Genomic DNA, 19,862 nt, shown 5'->3' on the forward strand with positions numbered 1-19,862 from the left:
CCCCCACCCGATCCGGGTGGGGGCGTCCGGGCCTGCCGACGCGGCCGGCGGGGGAGGACGGTTCACCGCACGGGGGTGAAGTCCCGCGCGCCGATGTACTCCGGCCGGCGGACCGGCGCCGCGAACGGCTCCACGGCCGTGTTCTCCACGCTGTTGAACACGATGAACACGTTGCTGCGCGGGAACGGCGTGATGTTGTCGCCGGACCCGTGCATGCAGTTGCAGTCGAACCAGGTCGCCGAACCGGCCTTGCCCGTGAACAACTTGATGCCGTAGTCGCCGGCCATAGCGGTCAGCGCCTCGTCCGAGGGGGTGCCCGCGTCCTGCATCTGGAGCGACTTCTTGTAGTTGTCCTCGGGCGTCGCCCCGGCGCAGCCGAGGAACGTCCGGTGCGAGCCCGGCATGATCATGAGCCCGCCGTTGGTGTCGAGGTTCTCGGTCAGCGCGATCGACACGGACACCGTCCGCATGTTCGGCAGACCGTCCTCGGCGTGCCAGGTCTCGAAGTCGGAGTGCCAGTAGAAACCCCCGGCCCCGAAGCCCGGCTTGACGTTGATCCGCGACTGGTGCACGTACACGTCCGAGCCCAGGATCTGCCGGGCCCGCCCCACGACCCGCTCGTCGCGGACCAGCGCGGCGAACACGGGACTGAGCTTGTGCACCTCGAAGACCGAGCGGATCTCCTTGGACTTCGGCTCGACGATCGACCGTCCGTCGGCCCGGATCTCCGGGTCGGCGACCAGCCGCTCCAGCTCCCGTCGGCAGACGGTGACCTCGTCGTCGCTGATCAGCTGGTCGACGGCCAGGAAGCCGTCGCGCTCGTACTCCTGGAGGCCGGCCGCCGGGATCGGGCCCGGGGTGTCGGGGGAGCCCCAGACGACGGGATCCTGACGGGGGACGGACACCTCGGTGGTGCCACGGGTGGGGTAGAGATCGGTGAGGGTGGTCACGATGCTTACACCTCCTCGGGCTCGGTCAGCAGGGGGTACACGCCGTTCTCGTCGTGGTCCTCCCGACCCGTGACGGGCGGGTTGAACACGCAGATGCAGCGGAAGTCCTCCTTGACGCGCAGCGTGTGCCGCTCGTGCCCGTCGAGGAGGTACATGGTGCCGGGCGTGATGCTGTGCGTCCGCCCGGTCTCGTGGTCGGTCAGTTCGGCAGCGCCCTCGACGCAGACGACGGCCTCGACGTGGTTCGCGTACCACATCGACGTCTCGGTACCCGCGTACAGAATCGTTTCGTGCAGCGAGAACCCGACCCGTTCCTGGGCGAGCACGATGCGCTTGCTCTCCCAGGTGCCGGACGCCGCCCGCACATGCCGGTCGGTGCCTTCGATGTCCTTGAACGAACGGACGATCACGGTGGTGCGATGCCTCCTAGGTAGGGGATACAGGCAGGGATACAGCTGGGGATACGGGGACCGAGGGCGTCAGACGGTTTCCCGTACGGCGCGGGCGATGACACTGAGGCCCTCGTCCAGTTCCTCGGGGGTGATGGTCAGGGCCGGCAGCAGTTTGACGACCTCGCTCTCCGGACCGGACGTCTCGATCAGCAGCCCGAGCTCGAAGGCCCGCTTCGCGACCCGCCCGGCCCGCGCCTTCTCGTGGAACTCCAGGCCCCACACCAGACCGCGGCCCCGGTACTCCTTGACGTCGGCGAGGTTCTCCTCGGTGATCGAGATGAGCCCCTGCTCGATCTGTTCGCCCCGCGCCCGGGTCTGCTTCTCCATCGCGGACCCGTCGGCCCAGTACGTCTCCAGGGCGGCGGTGGCGGTGACGAAGGCCGGGTTGTTGCCGCGGAAGGTGCCGTTGTGCTCACCCGGCTCCCACACGTCCAGCTCGGGCTTGAACAGGCAGAGCGACATGGGCAGTCCATAGCCGCTGATCGACTTGGAGACGGTCACGATGTCCGGGACGATCCCGGCCTCCTCGAAGGAGAAGAAGGCCCCGGTGCGCCCGCATCCCATCTGGATGTCGTCGACGATCAGCAGCATGTCCTGGCGCTCGCACAGGTCCTTGAGCGCCCGCAGCCACTCCGGACGCGCGACGTTGATGCCGCCCTCGCCCTGCACGGTCTCGACGATCACGGCGGCGGGCTTGTTGAGCCCGGACCCCTGGTCCTCGAGCAGCCGCTCGAACCACAGGAAGTCGGGGACCTGACCCTCGAAGTAGTTGTCGAACGGCATGGGCGTGCCGTGCACCAGCGGTACCCCGGCACCGGCCCGCTTGAAGGCGTTGCCGGTCACGGCGAGCGATCCGAGGGACATCCCGTGGAAGGCGTTGGTGAACGACACGATGGCCTCGCGTCCCTTCACCTTCCGCGCCAGCTTCAGGGCCGACTCCACGGCGTTGGTGCCGGTCGGGCCCGGGAACATGACCTTGTAGGGCAGGTCACGCGGTCGCAGCACCAGATCCTGGAAGGTCTGGAGGAAGGTCCGCTTGGCCACGGTCGACATGTCGAGCCCGTGCGTGACGCCGTCCCGCATCAGATAGTCGATCAACGCCCGTTTCAGCACGGGGTTGTTGTGACCGTAGTTGAGGGATCCGGCGCCGGCGAAGAAGTCCAGGTAGCGGTGACCGTCCTCGTCGTACATACGGCTGCCCTGCGCGCGGTCGAAGACCGCGGGCCAGCTGCGGCAGTAGCTGCGCACCTCGGACTCGAGGGTCTCGAACACGCTGAGGTCGGGCTGGGTGATGGTCACGACGAAACGCTCCTCGGAGTGGGGGTCGGAAGGAGAGGCGGGCTGGGCGGGGCAGGCGGGTCAGAAGGCGAGGGGGCCGATCCGGTACAGGACCTCGGGATCGTGCGGGCCGTCGGGGAACAGACCGGAGTCGAACAGCACCTCACGGGTGACGGTCGCTCCGTGCCGGTCGGCGAACGAGGTGAACAGCCGCTCGGAGGCGGTGTTGCCCGGCGTGATCGTGGTCTCCACGGCGGTGAGCGGGCGTTCGGCGGCGACCCGTGCGGTCAGCCCGTCCAGCAGGGCGGCGGCGAGGCCGCGACCACGGTGCGCGGCGTCGACGGCCACCTGCCAGACCAGCAGGGTCCCCGGGTCCTCCGGCCGGACGTACCCGGTGACGAACCCGACCGGCTCGCCGCCCTCCGCGCGGGCCACCGCCGAGGTGGCGGCGAAGTCGCGACACCACAGCAGATAGCTGTAGGACGAGTTCAGGTCGAGCGTCCCGGATTCCTTCGCGAGACGCCAGAGCGCTGCGCCGTCTTCCACCGACGGGCTGTCGATACGTAGGTCTGATTGTGCGGCAGTCATGCGGATTGAACTTACCCAGGGAAATTCAATAACGCATGGAGAGGCCGTGGTGATTCGGTGATGCCACTGGGACAGATCGCCGTTTCATCCCTTTTTGTACCGCGCGAAAAGGACATAACGCTTCGCTTGTGCAATGCGTCACGCACTCGAAATCTGCCTGAAATTTCCCGCGTTTAGGTGTGGGGAATCGGGGCAGAAGAACTCAGGAAAGCTATCGCTGATGAAAAGGCGGGGAAAGGGATCGACGGGAATTCGCGAATTACCTTGTATTCAGGCTCCGGTAACCCCGTCGATACGCTCCCGGATAATGTCCGCGTGGCCGTTGTGCCGGGCGTACTCCTCGATCATGTGGATCAGCACCCAGCGCAGGCTGACCTCGAGCCCGGCCATCGGCCCGTCGGCGATCCGCCCGGTGGCATCGAGCGGCCGCCCGGCGATCAGCTCACGTCCGCGCGCGATCTCCCGCCGCCAGGCGGCCAGCGCCTCGTCGAGGCCCCGCCCGGCGTCGAGGGCGTACCCGGTCCTCTCCTCGAAGACGGGCGGCACCTCCAGTCCGGCGAACGCCCGCTGGAACCAGTTGCGTTCGACCTCGGCGAGATGCTGGACGAGACCGAGCAGGGTCAACTCGGACGGTTCGGCCGCCGGTTGCCGCAGCTGCTCGTCGTCCAGCCCCGCGCACTTCAGCTCGAGCGTGGCCCGGTGGAACGCCAACCAGCTCTCCAGCATGGGGAGTTCGTCACCGGTCAGCAGGGGCACCGGTCGGCCGTCGGGAAGGATGAGGGGAGTGTCGGAGGTCATGCGGGGCAGCATGACAGGCGGCACCGACAGCGAGGCTCCGCCGGTCCCGTCCGAAGGCGAACCGGCGGCGGGCCGACGGCGACGGCGAACCGACTCCGGGCCGTGGAGGACGTCTACCGCCAGGCGTCCTCCACGGCTCGCCGGGCCCCTTCCAGATCGACGTCCAGCCCCTTCTCCGCCAGCGCGGCACCCAGCGCCGCCAGGCATCCCTGCACCACGCCGACGGTCGCGTCGCCCCCGTAGTGGTTGACCCGGATCATCTCCTTGGCCAGCGCGCCCCCACCCGCGGCCAGCGGCAGCTCCGGGTCGCTCGCCAGCGCCCGCGCCACCAGCTCCGACGCCACCACCCCCGGCGGGGTGCGCAGCGTCGTGGCGACGGGCGCCGCCTCCGCCGCGTCGCGCACGTACGGCTCCAGCCCGCCGCCCAGTGCCTGCGCACCGGCGCGCGTCGCGGCGGCGGCGGACGCGTGCCGGGCCATCACCGTCTCCGGCCGCTCCGCCTCGATCCGCTCGACACACGCCTCCAGTGCCAGCATCTCCAGCTGCGCGGGCGCGTGCAGCAGCGCCTTGCGACCGCCGTCGACCCAGCGCTCCTTCCAGTCCAGCAGGGACAGGTACGACCGGCGCGGCGCCTTCGGGTTCGCGGCCATCCGCGCCCAGGCCCGCTCGCTCACCGACACCGCCGACACGCCCGCCGGGCCGCCCATCGCCTTCTGCGCGCCGATCACACACAGGTCCACGCCCCACGCGTCCGGCAGCACCGGCTCCGCGCCGATCGAGGCGACCGCGTCCAGGTAGAACAGCGCACCGTGCTCCCGCACCACCTCGCCGATCTCCGCGACCGGGTTGGTGTTGCCGGTCGCCGCCTCCGCGTGCACCAGCGACACGAAGTCGATATCGGGGTGCTCGGCGAACGCCTCCCGGATCTGCGCGGCCGTCACCGCCGTGTGGAAGGGCACCGCCAGGTCGATCACCGTGGCGCCGCAGTCCCGCAGCCAGTCCCCGAAGGTCTGCCCGTACGGGCCGGTGATCACGTTGAGCGCGGTCGTGCCCGGACCGGCCGTACCGCGGATCGCGCCCTCCAGCGGCAGCAGTGCCTCGCCCTGCATGATCACGACGTCCTGCCGGGTGTCCAGCAGCCGCGCCACCCGGTCCTCGATCGAGGCGAAGTGTGCGGCACTCAGCGGGGCGAGGTCCAGGAACGGGTGTGTCACGGCGGTGCTCTCTTCGCTCACGGGGTAGAGGTGACGAGACTAACCGGCGCGTACCCCACCCTCCCCGCCCTCCCCACCGGTGACTTCGCAGGCCGCACGGCTCCGTAACCATCGGTTTGATTTGAGAGCCTCAAACTTCTCCTTATAATCGGAACCCATAGTTCCCTTACAGGAAGGCCCGCCGTGAACACCCTCCCCGGCCGCCGCACCCGCGTCCTGGCCGCCACCACCGTGACGGCCGGGCTGATGCTCCTCGCCGCCTGCACCTCCACCGATGACGGCGGCAGCGGCTCCAGGACCGCCGCCGGCGGGGTCGAGCTCGTCAAGGCGGGCCAGCTCACCACCTGCACCCACCTGCCCTACCCGCCCTTCCAGTCGGAGATCGACGGCAAGGTGCAGGGCTTCGACGTCTCGCTGATCGACCTGGCCGCCAAGAACCTGGGCGTGAAGCAGGAGATCCTCGACACGCCGTTCGAGAACTTCAAGACCGGCGCCTTCCTCAACTCCGGCGAGTGCGACCTCGCCGCGGCCGGCATGACCATCACCGACGAGCGCAAGAAGAACGTCGACTTCTCCGACCCGTACTTCGAGGCCACCCAGGCCGTCCTGGTCGACAAGGGCGCGGGCGTCACCTCGCTCGCCGACGTGAAGTCCAAGGACGTCAAGCTCGGCGCCCAGGCGCAGACCACCGGCGAGGACTACGCCAAGAAGCAGGGCTTCGACCCGGTCTCCTTCGAGTCCTCCGACGCCGTCCTCAACGGTCTGCGCACCGGCCAGGTCAAGGCCGTCATCATCGACTTCCCGGTCGTCCAGGGCTGGCTGAAGGACAAGGCCAACGCCGACGCCTTCAAGGTCGTCGACAACCTCAACACCGGTGAGCAGTACGGCTTCACGGTGAAGAAGGGCAACGCCAAGCTGGTCGCCGCGATCAACAAGGCGCTGGCGGACGCGAAGGCCGACGGCACCTACAAGAAGCTGTACGAGAAGTGGATCGGCCCGTACGACGAGTCGGCCGCGTCCCCGTCGGCCGCCGCCTCGGGCTCCTGACCCCATGGCCGACAGCGACGTACGACTCCAACCGAAGAAGAAGGGCCTGACCCGGCGGCAGAAGCGCAGCCTCTCGCGCGGCGCGCAGTACGTCGTGTTCGTCGCCGCCGTGATCGTCTTCGCGGTCACGGCGGACTGGGGCCGGCTGAAGAACCAGTTCGCCCAGTGGGACATCGCGAAGGAGATGTTCCCGGACGTCATCACGCTGGCGCTGAAGAACACCGTGCTGTACACGGCGTCCGGCTTCGTCCTCGGCCTGGTGCTCGGTCTGGTCATCGCCCTGATGCGGCTGTCCTCCGTGGGCCCGTACCGCTGGCTGGCCGGTGTCTACATCGAGATCTTCCGCGGTCTGCCCGCCCTGCTGATCTTCGTCTTCATCGGCGTGGCCGTGCCGCTGGCCTTCCCCGGCACGGAGATCGTCGGCGGCACCTACGGCAAGGCGGCCCTCGGGCTCGGCCTGATCGGGGCCGCGTACATGGCGGAGACGTTCCGCGCGGGCATCCAGGCCGTGCCCAAGGGACAGCTGGAGGCGGCCCGGTCGCTGGGCTTCTCGCCGGCCCGCGCGATGGTCTCGGTCATCATCCCGCAGGCGTTCCGGATCATCCTCCCGCCGCTCACCAACGAGCTGATCATGCTCTTCAAGGACTCCTCCCTGGTGCTGCTCCTCGGGGTGACGCTGGAGGAGCGCGAACTGTCCAAGTACGGCCGTGACCTGGCCAGCACGACCGCCAACTCCACGCCGATCCTGGTCGCCGGCCTGTGCTACCTGCTGGTGACCATCCCGCTCGGCTTCGTCGTGCGGCGCATGGAGGCCAAGGCCCAGGAGGCCGTGAAATGAGCCGACCGGAGATCGAAGTCCGCGACCTGCACAAGTCGTTCGGCACCAACGAGGTGCTGCGCGGCATCGACCTGGAGATCGGCCAGGGCGAGGTCGTCTGTGTGATCGGCCCGTCCGGCTCTGGCAAGTCGACGCTGCTGCGCTGTGTGAACCTGCTGGAGGAGCCCACCAAGGGCCAGGTCTTCGTGGGCGGTACCGAGCTCACCGACCCCGACGTCGACATCGACGCCGTCCGCCGCCGTATCGGGATGGTCTTCCAGCAGTTCAACCTCTTCCCGCACCTGTCGGTGACCGAGAACCTCACGCTGCCGCAGCGCCGGGTGCTCCGGCGCGGCAAGTCGGCGGCGGCGAAGGTGGCCGCCGAGAACCTGGAGCGGGTGGGCCTGTCGGAGAAGGCGGACGCCTACCCCGCCTCCCTCTCCGGCGGCCAGCAGCAGCGCGTCGCGATCGCCCGCGCGCTGGCGATGGGGCCCGAGGTGATGCTGTTCGACGAGCCGACGTCGGCGCTCGACCCGGAGCTGGTCGGCGACGTCCTCGCGGTCATGCGGATGCTGGCCGACGAGGGCATGACGATGATGGTCGTCACCCACGAGATGACCTTCGCCCGCGAGGTCGCCGACCGGGTCGTCTTCATGGACGGCGGGGTGATCGTGGAGGACGGCACCCCGGCCGAGGTGATCGGGAACCCCAGCCACGAGCGCACCCGGCACTTCCTCTCCCGTCTCCTCGACCCGGCGATGGCCGAGCTGGCCGACGCGGGCGAGGGCGCCTCCGGCCAGGCGGGCGGCCGGGCGGGTGACCGGAAGGGCGACCCGGAGCAGTAGCTAGGGTGCACTGCATGAGCGATCGCGCGGTGCTGCACGTGAAGGGGCGGATCCTGACCGGATCCGACGAAGTCCGCGACGGGTTGTGGGTCGTCGACGGCCGGATCTCCTACGACCGTCCCGTCGGCGCCCGCGACGTGCGCACGGTCGAGGGCTGGGCGCTGCCCGGTCTGGTCGACGCCCACTGCCATGTGGGTCTGGGCGCGCACGGCCCCGTGGACACGGACGTCGCCGAGAAGCAGGCGCTGACCGACCGCGAGGCGGGCGCCCTGCTGATCCGCGACGCCGGCTCGCCCTCGGACACCCGCTGGGTCGACGACCGCGAGGACCTCCCGAAGATCATCCGGGCGGGCCGGCACATCGCCCGTACCCGCCGCTACATCCGCGGCTACGCGCACGAGATCGAGCCCGAGGACCTGGTCGCGTACGTCGCGCGGGAGGCCCGTCGCGGCGACGGCTGGGTCAAGCTGGTCGGCGACTGGATCGACCGCGAGGTGGGCGACCTGGCCCCCAGCTGGCCGCGGGAGGCGGCCGAGGCGGCCATCGCGGAGGCCCACCGCCTGGGCGCGCGGGTGACGGCGCACTGCTTCGCCGAGAGCTCGCTCCGCGACCTCGTCGAGTCGGGCATCGACTGTGTCGAGCACGCGACGGGCCTCACCGACGAGCTGATCCCGCTGTTCGCGTCACGCGGCGTGGCGATCGTGCCGACCCTCGTCAACATCGCCACCTTCCCGGACCTGGCCGCCGGCGGCGAGTCCAGGTTCCCGCGCTGGTCGGCCCATATGCGCCGGCTCCACGAACGCCGTTACGACACCGTCCGTTCCGCCTACGACGCCGGCATCCCGGTCTTCGTCGGCACGGACGCCGGCGGGACGCTGCCGCACGGTCTGGTGGCCGCGGAGGTCGCGGAACTGGTGACGGCGGGCATCCCGCCGCTGGCGGCGCTCTCGGCGACGACCTGGGGCGCGCGCGAGTGGCTCGGACGCCCCGGCCTGGTCGAGGGCGCTCCGGCGGATCTGGTGGTCTACGAGAGCGACCCGCGTGCCGACGTACGGGTGCTGGCGGCACCGCGCCGGGTGGTACTCAACGGCGCGGTGGTGAGCTGAGAGCGCCGTGCCGCGGGGAGTCGTGGAGAACGTGCGTGCCGATGGATTCGAAGACACGCACGGAAAACTCACGTTGGAGTGAACTCGCGTCACCCTGCTGACCGTTCACCCCTCGTACGTGATTCTTGCGGGGTCCCGAAGCATTTCTCTTCTGGGGGTCCCACCCTTGAACGGCAACAACTTCCCGCTGCCCGCATGCGCCCGGCGCGCCGCGACCGTCGTCGCGATGACGGCCCTGGCCGCGGGTCCCGCGGCCCTGGCCGGCGCGGGCACCGCCCACGCGACGTCCGGCCAGGGCCGGGCGAGCGCGTCCGTCCTGCGCACCGGCCTCGACGTCTCCCTGCTCGACAAGAGCGTCGACATCCCGCTCGCCGTCTCCCTCAACGAGGTGCAGGCTCCGCACAGCGCCGAGAAGACCGCGTTGTCGGCCGAGTTGAAGGGCGTCGACGGCGGAAAGCCCTTCAGCGTCCTGCGCGCGGACGTCGCCGAGGCGAAGGCGACCGTCGACGGCGCCGGGGCCGAGGCGTCCACCCGCCTCGCCCACGCCAAGCTGCACGTCCCCGGCCTCCCCCTGCTCTCCCTCGTCGAGGTCGGCACGGTCACCTCCAGGGCGACCTGCGAGGCCGGGAAGACCCCGGTCGCCGTCTCCAACCTGCTCGGCTCGGTGACGGTCCTGGGCAAGAAGGTGTCGGTCAGCACGGGCGGCACGACGGACGTGAAGGTGCCGGGCGTGGGCGAAGTCCGCCTGGACCTGTCGAAGCGCGAGACCACCTCCCGCACGGCCGCCGCCACCGCCCTCGAACTCACTGTCTCCGTCGACCCGTTGAGCCTCAACGTCGCCGAGGTGACGGGCACCCTGACCCTCGCGAAGGCCACCTGCGAAGCGCCCGCCGGGCAGGAGCGGGAGCAGGACCAGGGCGAGGAACAGGACTCGAGCGAGGCGCAGGGCCAGGGCGAGGAACTGGAGCAGGACCAGGGCGAGGGGCAGGCCGCCGCGCCGAGCGTCGCCCCGGCCGGTGACGTCAAGGCACAGGGCGCGCCCGCCCAGGCGGACCTGGCCCGGACCGGCGGCGGTTCGACGACCCCGTACATCGCGGGTGGCGCGGCGGCGCTGCTGGTGGCGGGCGGGGGAGCGGTGGTCCTGGCCCGCCGCCGCGGCTGACCGCACGGAGCAAGGAACAAAGGGGTACGGAGCAAGACGTACGGAGCAAGAGGTACGGAGCAGGGGGGTACGGAGCCGGGACGTCCCACCCGGGTCCGTACCCCGCGCTCATCCCCGGGTCAGGGCCAAGGCCTGGTCCAGTGCCTGGAGGAAACGGTTCACCGTCGCCCGGTTCCGTACCGCCAGCCGCAGCCACTCCTCGTCCAGCCCCGGGAAGGTGTCCCCGCGCCGGACCGCGAACCCCAGGGTGCGCAGCCGCCGGCGGACGGCGTCGGCCCCGGGCAGCCGCACCAGGACGAACGGCCCCTCCGCGGGCCCCACGACCCGCACCCCCTCGACGGCGAACTCCTCCAGTCCGGCCACGAGATGGGCCCGGTCCGCGGCGACGCGGTGGGCGGCGTGGGCGGCCTCCGCCAGTGCCTGTGCCCCCATGCACGCCTCGGCCGCCACCAGCGCCGGCGTGGACACCGGCCACAGCGGCTGGGCCCGCTCCAGGTCGGCGACGGTCTCCGGCGCGGCGAGCACATAGCCGATCCGCAGCCCGGCCAGCCCCCAGGTCTTGGTCAGGCTGCGCAGCACCACCAGGCCGGGCACGTCGGTGTGTCCGGCGAGGGACTCCCGCTCGCCCGGCACCGCGTCCATGAACGCCTCGTCGACCACCAGCGTCCGTCCGGGCCGGGCCAGCTGCCGGATCGTCTCCGCCGGGTGCAGCACCGACGTGGGGTTCGTCGGGTTGCCGACGACGACCAGGTCGGCCGTCTCCGGGACGGCCGCCGGGTCCAGCCGGAAGCCGTCCTCGGCGCGCAGCACCACCCGGTCCACGCTGTGTCCCGCGTCCCGCAGCGCCGCCTCCGGCTCCGTGAACTGCGGGTGCACGACGACGGGCCGCCGCACCTTCAGGGCCCGTGCCAGCAGCACGAACGCCTCCGCGGCGCCCGCCGTCAGCAGCACCCGCTCGACGGGCAGCCCGTGCCGCGCCGCGACCGCCGCCCGCGCGGCCCGTCCGTCCGGGTAGGCCGCAAGGCTCCCCAGGGACGCGGCGACCCGCTCCCGCAGCCAGCGCGGAGGGGTGTCCGCGCGGACGTTCACCGCGAGGTCGACGAGCGCCGAGCCGTCGTCGCGCACCTCGGCGTCCCCGTGGTGGCGCAGATCGTGGCCGCCGGAGTGACCCTCTGCGGGCCCCTCGGCGGGTCCCTCAGTGCGCATGGGAGTGCGCGTGGCCGTGATGGTGGTGGCCGTCGTGGTGATGGCCCTCGTCGTCCGGGTGGAAGTGCGGCTGCTGCGGCGTCCCCACCTTGTCCTCGAAGCCCGGCAGCGCGATCCGGTACACGCACGAGTCGCAGTTCATCCGCAGGTCGCCCTTGACGGCCTCCTCGTACCGCTCCATCACCAGGTCGAGCAGCTCCGGCTCGGGACCGATGACGTCCGCCGACCGCACCTCGACCTCCGGATGCGCGGCCGCCCAGCCCTCGGTCTGGTGGCGGACCCGCTCGGGGAGGATCCCGGTGAACAGGAAGTAGGGGAGCACGACGATCCGCTTCGCCCCCAGCCGCACGCACCGGTCGAGCCCGCTCGGCACGTCCGGCGCGGCCAGCGACACGAACGCGGTCTCCACACCCGCGTATCCGCGTCCCTCCCACAGCAGCCGCGCCGCCTTGTACACCTCGGCGTTGGCGTCCGGGTCCGTCGAACCGCGCCCGACCAGCAGCACGGTCACGTCGGCCAGGTCCTCGGGGGTGCGGCCCCCGGTGCCCAGCGCCTCGTCGAGGCGCCGCTCCAGCACCTGCAGCAGCGCCGGGTGCGGGCCCAGCGGACGCCCGTACGTGTAGGAGATCCCCGGGTGCCGCTCCTTCTCGCGGGACAGGGCCGCCGGGATGTCGCCCTTGGCGTGCCCGGCGGACACCAGCATCAGCGGAACGGCGGCGAACCGCCGTACGCCACGTTCCACCAGCTCCGTCACCGCCTCGCCCAGCGGCGGCGGGGACAGCTCGATGAAGCCGCCCGCGACGGGCAGTTCGGGGTGGCGGCGGCCCAGCTCCCGTACGAAGTCACGGAACGCCTCGGCTCCGGCTTCGTCCCGGGTGCCATGGCCGGCGATGAGCAGGGCGGGCGGCGGGGTGGTCACTGTTTCTCCTCGGAGGGCGAAGCGGGGGACGAAAGGGGGGTGTACAGCAGGGCGTTGAGCGCGGCGGCGGCGACCGCCGACCCGCCCTTCTGGGACACGTTGCTCACGGCGGGCAGTCCGCTCCCGCGGAGCGCGGCCTTCGACTCGGCCGCCCCGACGAAGCCGACGGGCAGGCCGATGACCAGCGCGGGGGAGGCGTCCAGCGTCAGCAGCTCCTCCAGGGCGGTCGGCGCGCAGCCGATCACCCAGAGGGCGCCGGGCCCGACCTCCTCGTACGCCAGCCGGATCGCGTGGGCGGACCGGGTCAGCCCGGGGCCGGACATGGCGTCCTTGAGACGGCAGACGGTCTCCCGCCGGGTGATCCCCGCGGCCACCATCTCCACGTCGACGACGACCGGCGCGCCGGCGTGCAGCGCGGTGTGCCCCTTCGCCAACTCGCCCTCGTCCAGCACGAGATCGGTCGCGTACTCCAGATCGGCGGCGGAGTGGATGACCCGCTCCACCACCGCCCGGCTCAGCGGTGCGAAGTGCGAGGTGTCCAGGCGGGCACGCAGCCGCCGGAAGGACTCCTGCTCGATCGGATGGACCACACGGTTCACAGGGCGCCCTCCTGAGAGCCTTCCCGGGAGCCTTCCGGGGAGTTCTCCTGCCAGCGGTAGCCGCGCGGCGTCACCATGCGCCCCGCGATGTTCCGGGTCGCCGTGTTGCCCACGGTCACGACCGTCATCATGTCGACCCAGGCCGGGTCGAGTTCCGTGAGCGTCGTCAGCCGGGCGGTGCCGTCCGGGCGCGAGGCGTTGCGCACGACACCCACCGGTGTCGTCGGCTCCCGGTGCTCGGCGAGGATCGAGAGCGCCTTGGGGAGCTGCCAGTCGCGGCCCCGGGAACGGGGGTTGTAGAAGGTGACGACGATGTCCGCCTCGGCCGCCGCCCGCACCCGTCGCTCGATGACCTCCCACGGCGTGTGCAGATCGGACAGGCTGATCGACACATGGTCGTGGCCCAGCGGCGCGCCGAGGATCGCACCGGCCGCGAGCGCGGCGGTCACCCCCGGCACCCCGACCACGTCGATGTCGTCGGACGCCTCGGCGAGCGCGGGGGAGGCCATCGCGTACACGCCCGCGTCCCCGCTGCCGATCAGCGCCACGCTCTGCCCGCGCCGGGCCTCCTCGACGGCCGTCCGGGCCCGCTCCTCCTCGGCGCCGAGCCCCGACTCCAGGATCCGGGTGCCGGGCCGCAGCAGGTCGCGGATCTGGTCGACGTACTGGTCGAGGCCGACGAGCACCGAGGCGCGCCGCAGCTCCGCCTTCGCCCGCGGCGTGAGCAGGTCCCGGGCGCCCGGCCCGAGCCCGACGACCGCGAGCCGCCCGCGCGCGGGGCGCCGTACGACGGCACAGGTGGCCATCGCGGGCCGCCCGTCCGCGCGCTCCGACTTCCGCTTGGGGACGAGGAGTTCGCCCCCGCCGACCAGGGCGGCGGCCTCCGCGACGGACGGTGTGCCGACGGCGGTGAGGGGGGCGTCCGAGGGGTTCGGCACCTCGACGGCGGCCAACTCCTCGGCGGAGTACGTCACCACGGGCACGCCGAGCCGCCGGGCCGCCTCGACGATCCCCGGCTCCTCGGCCTTGGCGTCGACACTGGCCAGCTCGGCGATGCTCGCGGGAGACAGCCCCGCGTCCCGCAGGGCACCCGCCACCAGGTCGAGCACCTCCTCGGCCGGGGCGCCCCGGGACGCGCCGACCCCGACGACGAGGGACGGCGGACGCAGCAGCACCTCCCCGGCCCCGGGCTCGACCGCACGGTCGGTCAGCCGCACGGTGTACGACCCCCGCTCCGCGAACGGCACCGGCGGCAGCGGCCACGGCACCTCGGCGGCCAGCGCGACCGGCTCGCCGTCCAGCAGGGCCCGCGTCACGCCGGCCACATCGCCCTGCACGGGAAGGCCGAGCGTGTCGAGACCGGGGATGCCGACGGCGTCCGTGGCCGTGGTCACCACCGGCTGCGCACCCAGCAACCCGCCGACGGCCAGCGCGAGTTCGTTGGCTCCCCCGGCGTGCCCGCCGACCACCGGGACGGCGAACCGCCCGGCCTCGTCGACGCACACCACACCCGGGTCGGACGTCTTGTCGGACAGCAGGGGCGCGACCAGCCGGACGACCGCCCCGGTCGCCAGGAAGCACACGAGCTGCTCGCACTCGGCGAACGCCCGCCGGACGGCGTCCCCGACCGGGCCGTCGTACACGCGCGTGCGGTCCGGCCAGGCCGCGGCCAGCCGGTCGCGCGCCGCCGCCCCCGCCGCGGTGGCGGAAATGAGGCCGATCACAGGGCTACTCCTTCTCGATGAACAGGGTGCGCGCCCACGGCGTCTCTGACACCCCACAGCAGGAAAACGGGATTGGTCGCGGCCAGCCGGGTCACGTCACCCGGCAGCGGCGCGAGCCGTGAGGAGTGCAGCAGCACACCGTCGCAGTCGAACCCGGCGTCGCCGAGCGCGGCCCGCACCGCCGGGACCCGGTCCAGCGCGGCCATCGCGACGACCACGGTCCGCCGGGCCCGCCGAGCACACGCGCGGACGATGTCGGGCAGCTCCCGCCCGCCACCGCCGACGAACACGGCGTCGGGATCGTCGAGTCCGGCCAGCGCGTCCGGCGCGCCGCCGTGCACCACGTGCACGTCGACGCCGTGCGCCTCGGCGTTGGCGCGGATCCGGGCGACCCCGTCCGCCGCCTTCTCGACGGCGCTGACGGCGGCGCCGAGCCGCGCGCACTCCACGGCCACGGACCCCGACCCGGAGCCCACGTCCCAGACCAGGTCGCCGGAGCGCGGCCCGAGCCGGGCCAGGGCCAGCGCCCGCACCTCGAACTTGGTGATCATCGAGTCGCGGTGGGCGAAGTCGCCCTCGTCCAGCGCCCACCCGGCGGGCCGGACCCCGGGCCCGGCCAGCGTCCGTACCGGACCGAGCGTCCGCGTCTCGTCGAGGCACAGGACGACACTCACCGCCGTACCCCAGTCCCGTCCGGCGGCCTCGACGGGGGAGACGCGCTCCACGCGCTCGCCCGCCGGGTCGCCCAGCGCGGAGGCCACGACGAGCACCCGGCCGGGCGCGCTGCGCGCGAGCGCGGCGCCCAGCTCGGCGGGCCCGGCGCCCGGCCCGGTCAGGACGGCGACCTTCGGGTGTGCCCGGCAGACGTTGACGGCCGTCCGCGGATCCCGCCCGTGCGCGCTCACGACGACGGCGTCGTCCCAGGTCAGTCCGAGCCGCGCGAAGGCGGTGGCCACGGAGGAGACACCGGGCCGTACGTCCAGGCGATGCGCGCCGAAGCGTTCGGCCAGCGCCCGCACGATCCCGAAGAAGCCGGGGTCGCCGGAGGCCAGCACGACCACCCGCCGGTCCTTCCCGACGTACTCCTCCATGGCGTCGAGGGCCGGCGCGAGCGGACCCAGCACGATCCGCTCGACCGACGCGGGCAGCCCCGCGGCCTCCAGGTGCCGCCGTCCGCCCACGACGAGCTCGGCGCCGGCGAGGACCTCCCCGCCGGGCGCCGTCCCCGTGCCCGTACCGACGACGGTGATCAGCCCTCTCACGTACTGGCACCCCGTGTCCGCAGCGCCCGGCGGGCCTCCGGGTCGGCCTTGCGATAGCCGTGGAAGTGACCGGGGTGGTACAGGTGCGAGCGGGTGCCGTGCGCGTCGAGGGCCGGGCCGACCAGGAAGAGGGTGTGCTTCCAGAGCTTGTGCTCCTTGACGGTCTCCTCCAGCGTCTCGATCGTGCACTTCACGACCAGTTCCTCCGGCCAGGTCGCCTGGTAGGCGATGACCACCGGGGTGGTGGTCGGGTAGCCGCCCTCCAGCAACTCCCGCACCAGCTGACCGCTGCGCGCGGCCGACAGGAAGATCGCCATGGTCGTGCCGTGCTTGGCGAACTCCCGCACCTCCTCGCCGGGCGGCATCGGCGTCTTGCCGCCGCCGAGCCGGGTGAGGACGACCGACTGCGCGACCTCGGGGATCGTCAGCTCGCGCCGGGCGAGCGCGGCGACGGCCGAGAAGGAGGACACCCCGGGCACGATCTCGGTCTCGACGCCGATCTCCTCGCACCGGTCGAGCTGTTCCTGGGTACCGCCCCAGAGGGCGGGGTCGCCGGAGTGGATGCGGGCGACCTTCAGCCCCTCCCGGCGGGCCCGTTCGTAGACGGCGACGACGTCCTCCAGGGACATGGTCGCCGAGTCGAGGATCTCCGCACCCTCACGCGCGTGCTCGAGAACCTCCGCCTGGACCAGGCTCGCGGCCCAGATCACGACGTCGGCGTCGGCGATGGCACGCGCGGCGCGGAACGTCAGCAGGTCGGCAGCGCCGGGGCCGGCACCGACGAAGGTCACCTTGCCGGTGGGGGCATCGGCCATGGGTTCGGGTCCTCTCATAGCGGGCTTTGTGTGTGCATTGCAGATGTTTTGCGGGGTCGGCGGGCGCCGCGGATGTGCGCGACCGGGGGTTGATCGGATAGCAAGGGGCCATGGCGGTCTTCGTCGCGCTCGGCGCGTTCCTCATGACGCTGGCCGGCGGCTGGACGGCACAGCGCGTGACCGACCGCCGCCACCTGGTGCTGGGCCTGGCCGGCGGCCTGATGCTGGGCGTCGTCGGCCTGGATCTGCTGCCCGAGGCACTGGAGGCGGCCGGCACCGAGGTCTTCGGCGTCCCGGCCGCGCTGCTGCTGTTCGTGGCGGGGTTCCTGCTGGCCCATCTGGTCGAACGTCTGCTGGCGGTACGGCAGGCCGCGCACGGCGCCGAGGAGCACGACGGCCGGGCCCCCGAGGTAGGCCTGACGGCGGCCGCGGCGATGGTCGGCCACAGCGCCATGGACGGCGTGGCGATCGGCGCGGCCTTCCAGGTGGGCGGCGGCATGGGCATCGCCGTCGCGCTGGCGGTCATCGCCCACGACTTCGCGGACGGCTTCAACACCTACACGATCACGAGCCTGTACGGGAACGACCGCCGCAAGGCCCTGGCCATGCTGTTCGCGGACGCCGCCGCTCCGGTCGTCGGCGCGGCCTCGACGTCCTTCGTCACCATCCCCGAGCAGCTGCTCGGCGCCTATCTGGGCTTCTTCGGCGGCGCGCTCCTCTATCTGGCGGCCGCCGAGATCCTCCCCGAGGCGCACCACGAACACCCCGCCCGCTCGACCGTGCTGTGCACGATCGCGGGCGCGGCCTTCATCTGGCTGGTGGTGGGCCTGGCCTCGTGACCCGGCGGCGGGCGGACTCACAGCTTGCCGCCCCGGCCGCCCTCGCGCCGCGCGGGCGCGATGAGCGTGGAGAGATACGGCAGCGGCTCGCCGTCCAGCTCCCCGGCGGGCCGGATGGACTCCTCCGCGAGACCGAGCGCCGACCCCCACACGGCGTCCCCGATCCGCCCGGTCTCCCGCAGCGCCTCGGCGACCTCGGCGGCCTGCCGCCCGAACTTGTAGGCCACGACGGTTCCCGGCCCGGCGAGCGCGTCCTTCAGCACGGCCGAACCCGCGGTCACCGGCACCAGCGTCAACGGCTCGGTGCCCTCGGTCAGTACGGCACCCGACCGCGCCGCGAGATCCTGCATGGCGGTGATCCCCGGGACGGTCTCGATCACCACACCCGGCACCGACTCCACGATGGTCTGCGCGAGATAGGTGAAGGTGGAGTACACGTTGGGATCGCCGATGGTCGCGAAGGCGACGCTGCCGTGCTGCCGCAGCAACGCGGCGACCCGCTCCCCGGCCGCGTCCCAGGCGGCCTCCCGCCGCGCCCGGTCGGTCCGCTCGTTGAGCGCGAAGACGACCCGGACGATCTTCTCCGCCGGCGCGTAGTGCAGCACGGTGGCCTCGGCCCGCCCGCGCTCCCCGCTGTCCATCACGGGCACGACGACGACCTCGGCGGCCCGCAGCGCGTTGACGCCCTTGACGGTCACCAGCTCCGGATCCCCGGGGCCCACCCCGACTCCGACCAGCTTGCTGCTCATGACGTCCGGCACCTCTCCACGAACCGACGGGCCACACCGGGCTCGGACGCCCAGTGCGTGTGCAGATAACTCGCGTGCACACCGCGCTCCACAAAACCTTCGACCCGCCGCGGGGCCAGCACCCCCCAGGCGGGAGCCGCCCCCGAGCCGGGCTCGACGACGGTCCGATGGAACTCGTGTCCGCGCATCCGGGTCCCGGCCACGGCCAGCACACTGTCGCTCACGGCCACGGCGTCCCGGTACCCGAGCGTGAGCCGCTCGCTCATCCGCGCGGTGGCGTCGAGCACCCCGCACATGGGCTGCCCGTCCAGCTCCCGGCACAGGTACAGCAGCCCGGCACACTCGGCGGCGACCGGCGCACCGGCCTCCACGAGCGCGGAGACCTCCTTGCGGAGCGCCTCGTTCGACGACAGCTCGGCGGCGTACACCTCGGGAAACCCACCCCCGACGACCAGCCCGCGCGTCCCCTCGGGAAGCCTTTCGTCCCGGAGCGGGTCGAACACGACCACCTCGGCCCCGGCGGCACCGAGCAACTCGGCGTGCTCGGCATAGGAAAAGGTGAAGGCAGCCCCACCCGCGACAGCAACCCGCACTTTCCCTTTCAGCCCGTCTGGGGGTCCCCCCTCTGGGGGAGTTTGAGGACGAGGCCCTTCAGGCCGAAAGCGGGGGTCTGGGGGCGCAGCCCCCAGGGTCGGGACGGGAAGGGGCGGCGGGGGCGAGGAATCAAGCGCCTCGGCCGCGTCCCAGGCCGCACCCGACAGAACCCCCGCACCACGAGCCAGCGCGACCAGGGCCTCAAGATCGCACCCTTGGGCAACCTGCGACCCCATGGCCGCGACGGAGTCGACCGCGGCAGCCCGCCGCTCGGCGACCGGCACCAGCCCCAGATGCCGGGACGGCGTATCCACCTGAGCCACCCGCCGCAGCACACCCAGCACCGGCACCCCGGCCGACTCGAGCGCCTCCCGCAACAACTCCTCGTGCCGGTCGGAGGCGACCTTGTTCAAGATCACGCCCCCGATCCGTACCTCCGGATCCCAGGAGGCGAACCCGTGCACGAGCGCGGCCACCGACCGCGACTGCGACGACGCGTCGATCACGAGCACGACCGGCGCCCGCAGCAGCTTCGCCACCTGGGCGGTGGACGCCAGCTCACGCTCCCCGGCGGCCCCGTCGAACATCCCCATGACCCCTTCGACCACGGCGATGTCACACCCGCGCGCACCGTGCGCGAACAGCGGCCCGATCAGCTCCGGCCCGCACAGATACGCGTCGAGGTTGCGCCCCGCCCGCCCGGTCGCGAGCGAGTGGTACCCGGGGTCGATGTAGTCCGGCCCGACCTTGTGCGGGGACACGGTGAGCCCCCGCGCGGTGAGCGCGGCCATCAGCCCCGTGGCGACGGTCGTCTTGCCGCTGCCGGACGACGGCGCGGCGACGACCAGCCGGGGCACGGAGGCCGACGGGGACGGGGAGGACGGGGAGGTCAGCACGG

The 19,862-nt window shown here is 72.3% G+C and carries 20 protein-coding genes; 6 read left to right on the forward strand and 14 right to left on the reverse strand.

Annotated features, from left to right (window positions below; genetic code table 11):
- Positions 1-62: 62 nt before the first annotated feature.
- The 6 genes from thpD to ACFVYS_RS31365 all read right to left on the reverse strand — a co-directional run bounded on the left by thpD (position 63) and on the right by ACFVYS_RS31365 (position 5,280).
- Positions 63-950, reverse strand: coding sequence for an ectoine hydroxylase (gene thpD, locus ACFVYS_RS31340; RefSeq protein ID WP_362267104.1), 888 nt, complete (start codon positions 948-950; stop codon positions 63-65).
- 5 nt (positions 951-955) lie between these two features.
- Entirely contained in the window at positions 956-1,360 is a 405-nt protein-coding gene (locus ACFVYS_RS31345) for an ectoine synthase (protein ID WP_310436492.1), read from the reverse strand.
- A gap of 69 nt (positions 1,361-1,429) precedes the next feature.
- A complete protein-coding gene (gene ectB / locus ACFVYS_RS31350; RefSeq protein ID WP_389507521.1) occupies positions 1,430-2,701 on the reverse strand; it encodes a diaminobutyrate--2-oxoglutarate transaminase in 1,272 nt (423 codons plus the stop codon).
- 60 nt (positions 2,702-2,761) lie between these two features.
- Complete coding sequence (ectA, locus tag ACFVYS_RS31355) at positions 2,762-3,268, reverse strand: diaminobutyrate acetyltransferase (RefSeq protein WP_389507523.1); 507 nt, start codon at positions 3,266-3,268, stop codon at positions 2,762-2,764.
- Between the two features lie 270 nt (positions 3,269-3,538).
- Complete coding sequence (locus ACFVYS_RS31360; RefSeq protein WP_389507524.1) at positions 3,539-4,066, reverse strand: DinB family protein; 528 nt, start codon at positions 4,064-4,066, stop codon at positions 3,539-3,541.
- 113 nt (positions 4,067-4,179) lie between these two features.
- Positions 4,180-5,280 carry a pyridoxal-phosphate-dependent aminotransferase family protein gene (locus tag ACFVYS_RS31365; protein WP_389507653.1) on the reverse strand — a complete coding sequence of 367 codons (1,101 nt, stop codon included), beginning with the start codon at positions 5,278-5,280 and terminating at the stop codon, positions 4,180-4,182.
- 183 nt (positions 5,281-5,463) lie between these two features.
- Between ACFVYS_RS31365 and ACFVYS_RS31370 the strand changes: the two genes are divergently transcribed.
- From ACFVYS_RS31370 to ACFVYS_RS31390, 5 genes are all read left to right on the forward strand, one after another.
- Positions 5,464-6,327, forward strand: a complete 864-nt coding sequence (locus tag ACFVYS_RS31370) for a transporter substrate-binding domain-containing protein (protein ID WP_389507526.1) — start codon at positions 5,464-5,466, stop codon at positions 6,325-6,327.
- A 4-nt stretch (positions 6,328-6,331) separates the two neighbouring features.
- Positions 6,332-7,165, forward strand: coding sequence for an amino acid ABC transporter permease (locus ACFVYS_RS31375; RefSeq protein WP_327182323.1), 834 nt, complete (start codon positions 6,332-6,334; stop codon positions 7,163-7,165).
- Positions 7,162-7,989 (forward strand): amino acid ABC transporter ATP-binding protein, encoded by an 828-nt coding sequence (locus ACFVYS_RS31380; protein WP_389507528.1) that lies wholly within the window; start codon positions 7,162-7,164, stop codon positions 7,987-7,989. The genes ACFVYS_RS31375 and ACFVYS_RS31380 overlap by 4 nt, the downstream gene beginning before the upstream one ends.
- A gap of 14 nt (positions 7,990-8,003) precedes the next feature.
- Positions 8,004-9,095 (forward strand): amidohydrolase family protein, encoded by a 1,092-nt coding sequence (locus ACFVYS_RS31385; RefSeq protein ID WP_389507530.1) that lies wholly within the window; start codon positions 8,004-8,006, stop codon positions 9,093-9,095.
- 166 nt (positions 9,096-9,261) lie between these two features.
- The gene (locus ACFVYS_RS31390) at positions 9,262-10,257 is read left to right on the forward strand and encodes an SCO1860 family LAETG-anchored protein (RefSeq protein WP_389507532.1); all 996 of its coding nucleotides are present in this window, start codon (positions 9,262-9,264) and stop codon (positions 10,255-10,257) included.
- A 108-nt stretch (positions 10,258-10,365) separates the two neighbouring features.
- Here the strand turns inward: ACFVYS_RS31390 and cobC are convergent, their stop codons facing one another.
- From cobC to cobM, 6 genes are read right to left on the reverse strand one after another with little or no spacing between them, the layout of a single operon-like run.
- Positions 10,366-11,463: an Rv2231c family pyridoxal phosphate-dependent protein CobC gene (cobC, locus tag ACFVYS_RS31395; RefSeq protein WP_389507534.1), complete on the reverse strand. Its 1,098-nt coding sequence runs from the start codon at positions 11,461-11,463 to the stop codon at positions 10,366-10,368.
- Positions 11,453-12,382, reverse strand: coding sequence for a sirohydrochlorin chelatase (locus ACFVYS_RS31400; protein WP_020130453.1), 930 nt, complete (start codon positions 12,380-12,382; stop codon positions 11,453-11,455). Before ACFVYS_RS31400 ends, cobC begins: the two co-directional genes overlap by 11 nt.
- Positions 12,379-12,981, reverse strand: a complete 603-nt coding sequence (locus ACFVYS_RS31405; protein ID WP_389507536.1) for a precorrin-8X methylmutase — start codon at positions 12,979-12,981, stop codon at positions 12,379-12,381. The genes ACFVYS_RS31400 and ACFVYS_RS31405 overlap by 4 nt, the downstream gene beginning before the upstream one ends.
- A complete protein-coding gene (cobJ, locus tag ACFVYS_RS31410; RefSeq protein ID WP_389507538.1) occupies positions 12,978-14,705 on the reverse strand; it encodes a precorrin-3B C(17)-methyltransferase in 1,728 nt (575 codons plus the stop codon). Before cobJ ends, ACFVYS_RS31405 begins: the two co-directional genes overlap by 4 nt.
- Positions 14,702-15,958: a precorrin-6y C5,15-methyltransferase (decarboxylating) subunit CbiE gene (cbiE, locus tag ACFVYS_RS31415; RefSeq protein WP_389507655.1), complete on the reverse strand. Its 1,257-nt coding sequence runs from the start codon at positions 15,956-15,958 to the stop codon at positions 14,702-14,704. The genes cobJ and cbiE overlap by 4 nt, the downstream gene beginning before the upstream one ends.
- Positions 15,959-15,963: 5 nt before the next feature.
- The gene (gene cobM, locus ACFVYS_RS31420; RefSeq protein ID WP_389507540.1) at positions 15,964-16,782 is read right to left on the reverse strand and encodes a precorrin-4 C(11)-methyltransferase; all 819 of its coding nucleotides are present in this window, start codon (positions 16,780-16,782) and stop codon (positions 15,964-15,966) included.
- Positions 16,783-16,892: 110 nt separating this feature from the next.
- On the opposite strand from cobM, the gene ACFVYS_RS31425 reads away from it, so the two are divergent.
- The gene (locus ACFVYS_RS31425) at positions 16,893-17,621 is read left to right on the forward strand and encodes a ZIP family metal transporter (RefSeq protein WP_020130448.1); all 729 of its coding nucleotides are present in this window, start codon (positions 16,893-16,895) and stop codon (positions 17,619-17,621) included.
- Between the two features lie 17 nt (positions 17,622-17,638).
- On the opposite strand, the gene cobI is transcribed toward ACFVYS_RS31425, so the two are convergent.
- Entirely contained in the window at positions 17,639-18,370 is a 732-nt protein-coding gene (gene cobI / locus ACFVYS_RS31430) for a precorrin-2 C(20)-methyltransferase (protein ID WP_054239289.1), read from the reverse strand.
- A complete protein-coding gene (locus ACFVYS_RS31435; RefSeq protein WP_389507542.1) occupies positions 18,367-19,860 on the reverse strand; it encodes a cobyrinate a,c-diamide synthase in 1,494 nt (497 codons plus the stop codon). The genes cobI and ACFVYS_RS31435 overlap by 4 nt, the downstream gene beginning before the upstream one ends.
- Positions 19,861-19,862 lie beyond the last annotated feature (2 nt).

Origin of the sequence: Streptomyces sp. NPDC058295, assembly GCF_042880655.1 — a bacterium.
GTDB classification, from domain to species: Bacteria; Actinomycetota; Actinomycetes; order Streptomycetales; family Streptomycetaceae; genus Streptomyces; species Streptomyces coriariae.

What these genes read in the sequence shown, in the direction of transcription:
- ectA (WP_389507523.1), bottom strand. Translation starts at nt 3,268, where the DNA reads ATGACTGCCGCACAATCAGACCTACGTATCGACAGCCCGTCGGTGGAA.
- ACFVYS_RS31360 (WP_389507524.1), bottom strand. Translation starts at nt 4,066, where the DNA reads ATGACCTCCGACACTCCCCTCATCCTTCCCGACGGCCGACCGGTGCCC.
- ACFVYS_RS31375 (WP_327182323.1), top strand. Translation starts at nt 6,332, where the DNA reads ATGGCCGACAGCGACGTACGACTCCAACCGAAGAAGAAGGGCCTGACC.
- ACFVYS_RS31380 (WP_389507528.1), top strand. Translation starts at nt 7,162, where the DNA reads ATGAGCCGACCGGAGATCGAAGTCCGCGACCTGCACAAGTCGTTCGGC.
- ACFVYS_RS31385 (WP_389507530.1), top strand. Translation starts at nt 8,004, where the DNA reads ATGAGCGATCGCGCGGTGCTGCACGTGAAGGGGCGGATCCTGACCGGA.
- cobC (WP_389507534.1), bottom strand. Translation starts at nt 11,463, where the DNA reads ATGCGCACTGAGGGACCCGCCGAGGGGCCCGCAGAGGGTCACTCCGGC.
- cobM (WP_389507540.1), bottom strand. Translation starts at nt 16,782, where the DNA reads ATGGCCGATGCCCCCACCGGCAAGGTGACCTTCGTCGGTGCCGGCCCC.
- ACFVYS_RS31425 (WP_020130448.1), top strand. Translation starts at nt 16,893, where the DNA reads ATGGCGGTCTTCGTCGCGCTCGGCGCGTTCCTCATGACGCTGGCCGGC.
- cobI (WP_054239289.1), bottom strand. Translation starts at nt 18,370, where the DNA reads ATGAGCAGCAAGCTGGTCGGAGTCGGGGTGGGCCCCGGGGATCCGGAG.